Genomic DNA, 10869 nt, shown 5'->3' on the forward strand with positions numbered 1-10869 from the left:
GGACGGCGCCGGGCGGGATGCCCGTGCGGCCCGGGCGGGTGCCCGGGTCGATGTGCCGGTGAAGCGGCGGTTTCGTTGGGACGGGATACAAACCCCTGCAACACCCGCCTGTCAATACTTTGTTAAGACATCATTTCAGAAGCAGGTCCGAATGTAAGAACAAAGTCTTGACAGAGGATCGCCGGGCAGCCTACACCTGTGAGGCATCCGGGCCCGGACGTCGAGCCTTCCGGGCGTCCGGCTCCCCGCACATCCCGCACGAGGAGCGACACGCATGTCCGAGCCCGCCGGCTGTTTCGATCTCATCACCATGGGACGCATCGGGGTCGATCTCTACCCGCTCCAGACCGGTGTGCCCCTTCCCGAGGTCAAGTCGTTCGGAAAATTCCTCGGCGGCTCGGCGGCCAACGTCGCGGTGGCCGCGGCGCGGCTCGGCCGCACCACCGCGGTCATCACCCGCACCGGCGACGACCCCTTCGGCACCTATCTGCACCAGCAGCTCAAGGAGTTCGGCGTCGACGACCGGTTCGTCACACCCGTGGCCGCATATCCGACCCCGATCACGTTCTGCGAGATCTTCCCGCCGGACGACTTCCCGCTCTACTTCTACCGCCGGCCCAAGGCGCCCGACCTCGAGATCCGCACCGACGAGCTGGACTTCCGGGCCATCCGCTCGGCCCGCATCTTCTGGATCACCGGCACCGGTCTGAGCGAGGAGCCCAGCCGCTCGGCCACGCTCGCCGCACTCGAGGCCCGGAACAAGGCCGGCACCACGGTCTTCGACCTCGACTGGCGCCCCATGTTCTGGAGCGACCCCGAAGCGGCGCGGCCGTACTACGCCGAGGCACTGCGCCATGCCACCGTGGCCGTCGGCAACCTCGACGAGTGCGAGATCGCCACCGGCGTACGCGAACCGCAGGCCTGCGCCGAGGCGCTGCTGGACGCGGGCGTGGAGCTCGCGGTCGTCAAGCAGGGCCCCAAGGGCGTCCTCGCCGTGCACCGGGACGGGACGACGGCCGAGGTGCCCCCCGTGCCGGTAGAGGTCGTCAACGGGCTCGGCGCCGGGGACGCGTTCGGCGGCTCGCTCTGCCACGGACTGCTCTCCGGCCGGCCGCTGGAGGAGACCATGCGGTACGCGAACGCGGCCGGAGCGCTCGTCGCCTCCCGGCTCGCCTGCTCCTCCGCGATGCCGACCGAGCAGGAGGTCGCCGACCTCCTCGCCGGCGCCTGACCCTCGCGTCACGACCCCGCGCACCCGGCCGACCGCCACCACCCCGCCGCGCACCCGGCCGACCGCCGCCACCCTGAACGGAGCCTTTGTTGAGCATCAGCATCCCCGACCTCGCCACGGTGCGCGCCCGCCACCCGGAGGCCATCGCCGAAGCCGCCGCCCGCCGGGTCCGCCGCCCCCTGATCGGCGACAACGGCCGGCTCATGATCGTGGCCGCCGACCACCCGGCCCGCGGCGCCCTCGGCGTCGGCGACCACCGTCTGGCCATGGCCAACCGCGCCGATCTGCTGGAGCGCCTGTGCGTGGCGCTGTCCCGGCCCGGCGTGGACGGGGTGCTGGCCACCGCGGACATCCTGGAGGATCTGCTGCTCCTCGGTGTCCTGGACGACAAGGTTGTCATGGGGTCGATGAACCGGGGCGGGCTCGCGGGTGCCAGCTTCGAGATGGACGACCGCTTCACCGGCCACCGCCCCGAGGACATCGAACGGCTCCGCTTCGACGCCGGGAAACTGCTGCTGCGGATCGACTACGACGACCCCGGCTCCCTGCGGACCCTGGAGTCCGCGGCCAGGACCGTGGACGAGATGGCCGCGCGCGAACTGCCGCTGTTCGTCGAACCGTTCATATCGCGCCGCGTCGACGGCAGGGTGCGCAACGACCTGAGCGCCGAGGCCGTCACCCGGTCCATCGCCATCGCCTCGGGCCTCGGCGGCACATCCGCCTACACCTGGCTCAAGCTCCCGGTCACCGACGACCCCGACGCCATGGCCGAGGCGCTGGAGGCGTCCACGCTGCCCGCCGTGCTGCTCGGCGGCGAGGTCGGCAAGGACCAGGAGGGCGCGTACGAGAAGTGGCGCAAGGCCCTGCGCCTGCCGACCGTGCAGGGCATGGTGGTCGGCCGGTCCCTGCTCTACCCCGCCGAAGGCAGCGTCGAGACCGCGGTGGACACGGCGGTGAGCCTGCTGTGAACCCGTCCGCCCCGCTGAGAAGTGCCCCATGAGCGCCCACCGCAGTCCCGCGCGCAACGCCACCACCGCCGCCTGCACCGTCGATGTCACCCCGGAGGCGGAGTATGGGACTGCTCCAGCCTGCGCGTGGATCCGCGACATCCGGCCCGCGCAGCCGGCCAGCGCCCGCCTTCCGCTCCACACCGCCCCCGTGAGGTCCTGATGAGCAGTCAGTCAAGTCCGTCAACACGTCGTCTGACCGTCGCCCAGGCTCTGGTGCGGTTCCTGTCCGTGCAGTACAGCGAGCGCGACGGCGTACGGCACCGGCTCATCGCCGGCACCTGGGGCATCTTCGGCCACGGCAATGTCGCCGGGATCGGCCAGGCGCTGCTCGAGGCCGGCGAGGACACCATGCCCTTCCACCAGGGCCGCAACGAGCAGGCCATGGTGCACGCCGCCGTCGGCTACGCCCGCCAGTCGAATCGCCTGTCCACCCAGGCGGTCACCACCTCCATCGGCCCCGGTGCCACCAACCTCGTCACCGGCGCCGCACTCGCCACGATCAACCGCCTCCCGGTGCTGCTGCTGCCCGGTGACTACTTCGCCACCCGCCCCGCCGACCCGCTGCTGCAGCAACTGGAACACCCCGTCGAGGCCGACGTGTCCGTCAACGACACCCTCCGCCCGGTCTCCCGCTCCTTCGACCGGATCACCCGGCCCGAGATGCTGATCCCGTCCGCGCTCAACGCCATGCGGGTCCTGACCGACCCCGTCGAGACGGGCGCGGTCACTCTCGCGCTGCCGCAGGACGTGCAGGCGGAGGCGTACGACTGGCCCGAGGAGTTCTTCGCCGAGCGGGTCTGGCGGGTACGCCGTCCCGCGCCCGACCCGGTCGAGTTCGCGGAGGCGGTGCGCGCGATCCGGGCCGCCGAGCGGCCCTTGATCGTGGCGGGAGGCGGGGTCCACCACAGCGAGGCCGAGGAGGCGCTGAAGGCGCTGGCCGATGCCACCGGGATCCCGGTCGCCTCCACCCAGGCGGGCAAGGGCTCGCTGCGCCACGACCACCCCGCGGATCTCGGAGGCATCGGCCACACCGGCACCGCCGTCTGCGACGACATCGCCCGCACAGCCGACCTGGTCATCGGCGTCGGCACCCGCTACAGCGACTTCACCACCGCCTCCAGCACCCTGTTCCAGAACCCCGGCGTGCGGTTCGTCAACCTCAACATCACCGCCTTCGACGCCCACAAGCTCGCGGCCCGCACCCTGGTGGCCGACGCACGGACAGGCCTCGCGGCACTCACCGAGGGCCTGGACGGTCACCGGGTGAGCGAGGCGTACGAGGCCGAGTACCGTGCGGGCAAGGAGCGTTGGGAGCAGGTGGTCGAGGCCGCCTACCGCGCGGACGACGAGAACTCCGCGCCGACCCAGACCCAGGTTCTGGGCGCCCTCGACTCCGTCGTCGGCGACGACGACGTGGTGATCAACGCGGCCGGCTCGCTCCCCGGCGATCTGCACAAGCTGTGGCGGGCCCGCTCTCCGCGCCAGTACCACCTGGAGTACGGCTACTCCTGCATGGGCTACGAGATCCCGGCCGGCATCGGCGTCCAGCAGGCAGCCCCCGGCACACCGGTGTGGTCGCTGGTCGGTGACGGCACCTACCTGATGATGCCCACCGAGATCGTCACGGCGGTGCAGGAGGGTCTGCCGGTCAATCTGGTCCTGATCCAGAACCACGGCTACGCCTCCATCGGCGGCCTGTCCGAGGAGATCGGCGGCGAGCGCTACGGCACCGCCTATCGTCACCGGGCCGCCGACGGCACCTTCACCGGTGCCCCGCTCCCGGTGGACCTGGCCGCCAACGCCGCGAGCCTCGGCATGGAGGTCATCAGCGCCAAGACCGTACGGGAACTGCGCGACGCCCTGGCCGCCGCGCGCGCCTCGGACCGGCCCACCTGCGTGTACGTCGAGACCGACCCGGCACCGACCGCCCCGCCCGCCGAGGCCTGGTGGGACGTGCCCGTGGCCGAGGTCGCCTCGCGTGAGGCCGCCGTGGCCGCCCGCGAGAGGTACGACCGGAACGTCGTCGGCCGCCGTCGCCACCTCTGACTCCCACCGCCGGCGAAGGGCCCCTCGCCCGCGCCGGCCCACGGCGGCCGGGTCGGCGCAGAACGGCTGCCGGTCCGTGCGGCGCTGCCCGCGGACCGGCAGCCGTCTCGGCGTCTAGTGCCCGGCCGTCAGCCGGCGCCGGTAGCGCACCGCGGGTCGCCCCTGGACCCTGGTGTCGGACACGGCGGTGAACTCGTTGTGCATGAGCACGGCCTTGGACGCCGGGTTGTCGAGCGCGACCACGGCGGTGAGTTCCAGGAGGGCGTAGTCGGCCCCGGCACGACGGCAGACTTCCCGGACCGCGGCCGTCGCGACCCCACGTCCCGTGGCGCGCTCTCCGATCCGGTAGCCGAGTTCGGCGCCCCCTGCCAGGACGTCCACGAGGTTGACGCGCCCTATCACCGCACCACTGTCGTCCAGGACGACGTGGAAGTGGCACAGACCGGCCTCCTGCTCGGCGAGCAGGGCACGGTGCCGGGAGGCGAACTCGGCGAAGTACGCGTCCCCGCGGTCCGACACCGACCGCGCGAAGTACTCCCGGTTCTCCCGCTCGAAGTCCAGCAGGGCGGGCGCGTGGTCGGCCCGGAGCAGCTCCAGCCTCGTCATGACGGACGAGCGTACCCACCGGCGGGCGCGCCACCGCCCGCCGGAGCAGCGGGCGGCGGGGCTGCGTCGCCGAGACCGGTCACGACTGCGTACCGGGCCGCCGTCCGCTCAGGCCGGGCTCACCCACGCGCGCCGCTCGGCCGAGCGGCTCATGGCGTCCAGCGCCGCCGCGCTGTGCACGGCGTCGTCGAGCGTCGGGCCGTACGCGGTTCCCTCCGCGACCGAGCGCAGGAAGTGGTACGCCTCGATGACCTTCAGATCGTCGTAGCCCATGGCATTGGCGGCGCCCGGCTGGAAGGCGGCGAACTCGCCATGGCCCGGGCCGACGTACAGGGTGCTGACGGGCTGGTCCTGGTAGACCGTGCCGCGGCTGACGCGGAGTTCGCCCATGCGCCGGAAGTCCCACAGGACCGCGCCCTTGGTGCCGTGGACCTCGAAGCCGTAGTTGTTCTGCTCGCCGACGGAGACCCGGCAGGCCTCGAGGACGCCGCGGGCGCCCGAGGTGAAGCGCAGCAGGCAGTTCACGTAGTCCTCGTTCTCCACGGCGCCGGGCTCTCCGCCCGTGGCCCGGGCGTGTCCGGCGGTGGCACCGCTGGGGCGGGCCCGCTCGGGGATGAAGACGGCGGTGTCGGCGACCAGCGACTCGATCTCGCCGAGCAGGAAACGGGCCAGGTCCACCCCGTGCGAGGCCAGGTCCCCAAGGACGCCGCTGCCGCCGCGCTCGCGCTCGTACCGCCAGGTCAGGGCGCCCTCGGGGTGGGCGGCATAGTCACTGAAGAGGCGGATGCGGACATGGGTGACGGTGCCGATGTCGCCGGAGGCGATCAGGTCGCGGGCGGCCGCGACGGCCGGTGCGTTGCGGTAGTTGAAGCCGACCGTGCCCTGGACACCGGCCTTGGCAACGGCGTCCGCGACCGCGCGGGCGTCGTCGGCGGTCAGGCCCACGGGCTTCTCGATCCAGATGTGCTTGCCCGCCTCCGCCATGGCGACACCGATCTCCCGGTGCAGGAAGTTGGGGGCCGCGATGCTCACCGCCCCCACCCGGGGGTCGGCGGCGATCTCGCGCCAGTCCCGGACCGCGGTGGCGAAGCCGTACCGGTCGGCGGCCTCCTCGGCACGGCCGGGCACGTCGTCGGCCACGGCGATCAGTTCGGGCCGCACGGACAGCTGCGGGAAGTGGTGCGGCACCCGGACGTAGGCCTGGGTGTGCACCCGCCCCATCCAGCCGAATCCGACGACGGCGACGCCGAGTGTGCTCACCATGACCGCCCTTCTTTGGACCGTTCCATAGCTTACGGAGGCCCACACTGCGGGCCGTTTCCCCATGTGTCAATCCCTTTGACAGGCGTGCTCGCCCTGTGGAACGGTCCAGACATGAGACCGCCGACCATACGCGATGTGGCCGAGCGGGCCGGTGTCTCCAAGTCGCTGGTCTCCTTGGTGCTGCGCGGCTCCGACCAGGTGCGCCCCGAGAAACGGCAGGCCGTGCTGGCCGCCGTCGAGGAGCTGGGCTACCGGCCCAACGCCGCCGCGCGCAGCCTGAGCGAGCGGCGCACCCGTACGGTCGGCGTTCTGCTGAACGACCTGCGCAACCCCTGGTTCGTGGAGCTCCTCGACGGCCTCAACTCCCGGCTGCACGAGGCGGATCTGCACATGCTGCTGGCCGACGGCCGGCTCAACCGGCGGCTCGGCGAGGACCTCACCCGCACCTTCACGGACCTGCGGGTCGACGGGCTGATCGCCGTGGGCACACTGCCGCCCTCAAAGGCGCTGCGCACGGCGGCCGTCAGGATCCCCACCGTCGTCGCGGGGGCCCGCGAGCCGGAGCTGCCGTCGGTCGACATCGTCGCGGGCGACGACGAGCGCGGTGCCCGCCTCGCCACCGAGCATCTCATCGGCCTCGGGCACCGCCGGATCGCCCACATCGCCGGGCAGGGGGTCGTCGGCGCACTGCGGCGGCGCGGCTTCGAGTCCGTCATGCGCGAACACGGTCTCGCTGACTCGGCGAGCGTGGAACAGGGCGACCTGACGGAGGAGGGTGGTTACCGCGCCACGGTGCGCCTGCTGAGCGCCCGCGAACGCCCGACCGCCGTCTTCGCGTTCAACGACATGACCTGCGTCGGGGCCCTCTCGGCGGCCGAGGAGAGCGGGTTGCGCGTGCCACGCGACCTCTCCCTCGTGGGCTACGACAACACGTACCTCTCCCGGCTGCGGCATCTGTGGCTCACCACGGTGGACAACGGCAGCCACGATGTCGGGCGGCGCGCCGCCCAGCGCCTCCTCGACCGCATCGGCGACCCCGGCCGCCCGGCGGAACTCGTGCTCACGACACCGTCGTTGGAGGTCCGGGGGACGACGGGGCCCCCAGGGGGAGAGGCCGTGGCCTGATCCGCCGCGGCGAGTCGACGCACCGCGTGCGGAGCCCGGCCGCGTCCGGAGCCGGTCGCGGCCGGTCACGGGTTCCCTCGCTCAGGCCTGACGCCCGGCCACGATCCACTTCGACGGCAGCTCGATCCGCGTCCCGTCCGCCGTACGCTCCGTGGTGACCAGCGGCAGCTCCCCGGCCGCCAGGACCGTCAGTCCCGCCGCGCTCAGGTACTCCGGCACCGCGGCGTCCGCCACCTCGCCGGGGGCGATGCCGTGCCGGAAGACCGGGGCGAGCTTGGCCGGCGGACCCTCTGCGCTCTGGGCGAGCCCCTTGAGGACGAGTCCCGCCGCCTCGGCGAGTTCGACGAGGAAGACCCGTCCGCGCTCCCCCGCCAGCGTGGCGATGCCGTCGACGAGCGACTGCCGGTCGCCGGGCTCGCACTGGTGGAGCACGCCCCGCATATAGACGTTGGCGTCGCCCAGATCGGCGTGCAGCGCTTCGGCCTCGCTCTTGTCGGCGGCGTCCAGCGGACGGTATCCGGCCCGGCCCGTGGAGTCGGCCCGGCGGGCGTGCTCGAGCGCCGCGAAGGACAGGTCGGCGCCGACGACGTGACGGAAGTGGCCGGCCAGGAAGCGGGTCTGGGTGCCGTTGCCGCAGCCGAGGTCGACCACGGGCAGGTCCGGAACCGTCAACAGCGGTTCGAACAGGGGGAGGTGGACGCCGACGGTCAAGGCCGGCTCCGCGTCCCAGAAGACGGTTCCCGGTTCGTCGGGGGCCTCTCGCCAGAAGCCCTCCCAGGCCTCTCTGTACCGATCGGTCACGCTCATGCCCAACTCCTCGGGGTGCGACGGCAGCCCGCCGGAGGGGACGGGCGGCTTCGGTCTATCGCGCCCGGGGCAGGGCGACAAGCGCCTCGCCCATTCCTTCATGGCTCATTCGAGACGCGTAGCACGGCACCGGCTTGTCCGGCCCTCGCACGCCTTCGGTGTGCCCGTCGCGTCACCAGCGCCCGCCAAGGGGATCAACCTCGTGGCAATGTCAGTTCGAACCACACCGTCTTGCCCGCGCTCGTACGACTGGTCCCCCACTCGCGGGCCAGCGTGCTCACCACGCGCAGCCCGCGGCCGAACTCGTCACCGCGGCCCGCGTTGAGCAGCGTGGGCAGAGTGGGATCGTCGTCGTCCACCTCGCACAGCAGGGTGTCGCCGCGGACCAGGCGCAGTTCGATCCGTCGGCTGCGGGCGTGCCGTACGGCGTTGGCGACCAGCTCACCCGCCATCAGTTCCGCGTTGTCGGCGAGCACCCCGAGCCCCCACCGGTGGAGCTGTTCACGCACCGCCGCACGGCTCCGGCCGGCCTCGGCCGGATCGGGGGCGAGCCGCCATACGGCGACGTCCTCGGGTGCTATGCCGGACAGCCGGGCCATCAGCAGCGCCACGTCGTCCTTGCGGCCGCCCCGGGTGTTGAGGGCGCGGATGATCGTGTCGCAGGCGTCGTCCATGGAGGCCGCGGGGTGCGCCGCGGACTCGCACAGGGTGGCGAGCCCGACACCGATGTCCTCGCCGCGCACCTCGACCAGGCCGTCGGTGCACATCACCAGGCGGTCGCCGGGCTCCACCCGTACGCGTACCGACTCGAACGGCACCCCACCGACGCCGATCGGCGCTCCCGTGGGCAGCTCCAGCAGCTCGCTGCGTCCGTCGGCGGCGCGCACGACCACCGGTGGGATGTGACCGGCGTTGGCGATGTGCAGTTCGCCCGCGATCGGGTCGTAGACGGCGTACAGACAGGTCGCGAGGTAGACGTCGCCCAGCCGCTGGGCGAGGTCGTCGAGATTGCGCAGCAGCTGGGCCGGCGGCAGGTCGAGGGCGGCCATGGTCTGTACGGCCGTGCGCAGCTGGCCCATCATCGCCGCGGAGTTCAGACCGTGGCCCATGACATCGCCCACGACCAGCCCGGTGCGGGCGCCGGGGAGTTTGACGGAGTCGAACCAGTCGCCGCCGACCCGTCCGAGCAGGGTGCCCGGCAGATAGCGGGTGGCGATGTCGCAGCCCGCCATCCGGGGCGCGATGTGCGGCAGCATGCTGTCCTGGAGCGTCTCCGCGACGGCCTCCTGGTACGTGTACATGCGCGCGTTGTCGAGCACCAGAGCCGCACGGGCGGCCAGTTCGGCGCCGGTGACCCGGTCCATGTCGTTGAACTCGGTGCGCTCCGGATGGCGGAGCAGGATCATGAACCCGAGCACCACGTGGCGTGCCTTCAGGGGCACGACCAGCATGGAGCGGTGGGTGATGAGGGGCCGGATGTCGCGCTTGTCGAACTGGGAGGCGATCGCGTGCCCCAACTCCTCGCTGATGCGCGGCACGAGGACGGGCTCGCCGGTGGTCATGCACTGGAAGAAGGGCGTGTGCGCCGGGAACGGCATGGCCTCGCCGACCGGCACCACGTCGTCCCAGCGGCCCGGCTCGTCGGTGTGCTCGAGGGCGACCCGGTGCCACATGGTCGTCGTGTCGGGGACGCCTTCGGCAAATCCCTCACCGGCCAGGACCTGTTCCCGCAGGTACGTGCCCGCCACGTCCGTGAAGCGCGGCACGACGGCCTTGCTGACCTCGATGATCGTCTGCGCCAGGTCGAGCGAGGTGCCGATCCTGCCGCTGACCTCGTTGAGGAACTCCAGGCGCTCGCGCACCGCGACGTACTCGAGATCCTCGCCCTCGTCCCGGAGGCCCTCCGGCACCGGCAGCCCGGTCACCACGGCGCGCGCCGCGAGCCGTCGGCGCGCCTTGCGCTCCGCACGCCGGGGCACGCCCCAGTCCGGGGTCACGGGCACCCGGTCGTTCTGGCTGTACTCCATGACGGGGTAGCCCAGTTCGAGAACCTGCGCCACGATCCGGGCGCTCTCGCCGACGCTCATGCTGGGCAGGATCTCGGGCAGCCGCTGGGCGAGTTCCTCGGCTCCGGGGAAGTCGGTGTGCAGCGCGAAACCGGGCGCGATGCGCTCGACGGCCGTCCCGTCGCCCCGGTGCAGCGCGTCCGCGTCGGCGGCGAGCACCAGCAGCCGCTCCGGGCCCGGTCCCACCAGCGGGTACGCCCACCACAGCACATCGGTCCTGCCCGGTTCTCCGAGCGGAAGGACCTCCGTCCCGCGTGGCTCGCGGTCCGGTACCGTCAGGCGGGCGCGGCCCGCGGCCGGGTAGGAGAGCCGTCCGTCGAGGGAGGACTCCAGGTCGGGGCCGAGTCCGCCGAAGGGCGCGTACGCCCCGTACGGGCCGGCCTCGTCGGTCTCGGGCAGGGCACCGGAGACCGGCAGCAGATCGACGGCGGACTGCCCGACCGCCTTCTCCCTGGGGATGCCGAACAACCGCCGGGCGCCGCGGCTCCAGTGCGAGACGAGGCCGTCGCGGTCCACCACGATCACGGCCAGGGGGACACGGCCGGACGCGGTGTGCTCCGCCGCCTTCCCGGCCGGGGGGCCGGGAAGCGCGCCCGTCCCGGTGCCTTGGTCCATGGCCGAGGCCCTCTTTCCCGAGTTCGCAAGATCTGTACCGCACAACCACGGTACGGCGGGGCCCCGTTGCGGTGTGCGGCATTGCCTGAATTGAACTCAG

The 10869-nt window shown here is 72.4% G+C and carries 8 protein-coding genes; 4 read left to right on the plus strand and 4 right to left on the minus strand.

What is annotated here, in order from left to right; translation table 11 throughout:
- Nucleotides 1-274: 274 nt before the first annotated feature.
- The 3 genes from iolC (at nucleotide 275) to iolD (ending at nucleotide 4287) form a co-directional block, all read left to right on the plus strand.
- The gene (gene iolC, locus ABZ904_RS18260) at nucleotides 275-1231 is read left to right on the plus strand and encodes a 5-dehydro-2-deoxygluconokinase (RefSeq protein ID WP_360994441.1); all 957 of its coding nucleotides are present in this window, start codon (nucleotides 275-277) and stop codon (nucleotides 1229-1231) included.
- 89 nt (nucleotides 1232-1320) lie between these two features.
- Nucleotides 1321-2199, plus strand: coding sequence for a deoxyribose-phosphate aldolase (locus ABZ904_RS18265; RefSeq protein WP_360994444.1), 879 nt, complete (start codon nucleotides 1321-1323; stop codon nucleotides 2197-2199).
- A gap of 201 nt (nucleotides 2200-2400) precedes the next feature.
- Nucleotides 2401-4287, plus strand: coding sequence for a 3D-(3,5/4)-trihydroxycyclohexane-1,2-dione acylhydrolase (decyclizing) (gene iolD / locus ABZ904_RS18270; protein WP_361824297.1), 1887 nt, complete (start codon nucleotides 2401-2403; stop codon nucleotides 4285-4287).
- A 114-nt stretch (nucleotides 4288-4401) separates the two neighbouring features.
- On the opposite strand, the gene ABZ904_RS18275 is transcribed toward iolD, so the two are convergent.
- Nucleotides 4402-4893 (minus strand): GNAT family N-acetyltransferase, encoded by a 492-nt coding sequence (locus ABZ904_RS18275; RefSeq protein WP_359398140.1) that lies wholly within the window; start codon nucleotides 4891-4893, stop codon nucleotides 4402-4404.
- A 108-nt stretch (nucleotides 4894-5001) separates the two neighbouring features.
- Entirely contained in the window at nucleotides 5002-6156 is a 1155-nt protein-coding gene (locus ABZ904_RS18280) for a Gfo/Idh/MocA family oxidoreductase (RefSeq protein WP_359398142.1), read from the minus strand.
- A gap of 111 nt (nucleotides 6157-6267) precedes the next feature.
- Between ABZ904_RS18280 and ABZ904_RS18285 the strand changes: the two genes are divergently transcribed.
- Nucleotides 6268-7281 carry a LacI family DNA-binding transcriptional regulator gene (locus tag ABZ904_RS18285; RefSeq protein ID WP_360994459.1) on the plus strand — a complete coding sequence of 338 codons (1014 nt, stop codon included), beginning with the start codon at nucleotides 6268-6270 and terminating at the stop codon, nucleotides 7279-7281.
- Nucleotides 7282-7362: 81 nt separating this feature from the next.
- Here ABZ904_RS18285 and ABZ904_RS18290 read toward each other — a convergent pair whose 3' ends face one another.
- On the minus strand, nucleotides 7363-8088 hold the full coding sequence (locus tag ABZ904_RS18290) for a class I SAM-dependent methyltransferase (RefSeq protein ID WP_359398146.1): 726 nt from the start codon (nucleotides 8086-8088) through the stop codon (nucleotides 7363-7365).
- Between the two features lie 194 nt (nucleotides 8089-8282).
- Entirely contained in the window at nucleotides 8283-10769 is a 2487-nt protein-coding gene (locus tag ABZ904_RS18295; protein WP_361824302.1) for a SpoIIE family protein phosphatase, read from the minus strand.
- Nucleotides 10770-10869: the final 100 nt, after the last annotated feature.

Origin of the sequence: Streptomyces sp. NPDC046900 (genome assembly GCF_040644975.1) — a bacterium.
Taxonomy (GTDB): Bacteria; Actinomycetota; Actinomycetes; order Streptomycetales; family Streptomycetaceae; genus Streptomyces.

Excerpts from the sequence above, each read along its gene's own strand:
- ABZ904_RS18295 (WP_361824302.1), bottom strand. The coding sequence starts at position 10,769 with ATGGACCAAGGCACCGGGACGGGCGCGCTTCCCGGCCCCCCGGCCGGG.
- ABZ904_RS18275 (WP_359398140.1), bottom strand. The coding sequence starts at position 4,893 with ATGACGAGGCTGGAGCTGCTCCGGGCCGACCACGCGCCCGCCCTGCTG.
- iolD (WP_361824297.1), top strand. The coding sequence starts at position 2,401 with ATGAGCAGTCAGTCAAGTCCGTCAACACGTCGTCTGACCGTCGCCCAG.
- ABZ904_RS18290 (WP_359398146.1), bottom strand. The coding sequence starts at position 8,088 with ATGAGCGTGACCGATCGGTACAGAGAGGCCTGGGAGGGCTTCTGGCGA.
- ABZ904_RS18285 (WP_360994459.1), top strand. The coding sequence starts at position 6,268 with ATGAGACCGCCGACCATACGCGATGTGGCCGAGCGGGCCGGTGTCTCC.
- ABZ904_RS18280 (WP_359398142.1), bottom strand. The coding sequence starts at position 6,156 with ATGGTGAGCACACTCGGCGTCGCCGTCGTCGGATTCGGCTGGATGGGG.
- iolC (WP_360994441.1), top strand. The coding sequence starts at position 275 with ATGTCCGAGCCCGCCGGCTGTTTCGATCTCATCACCATGGGACGCATC.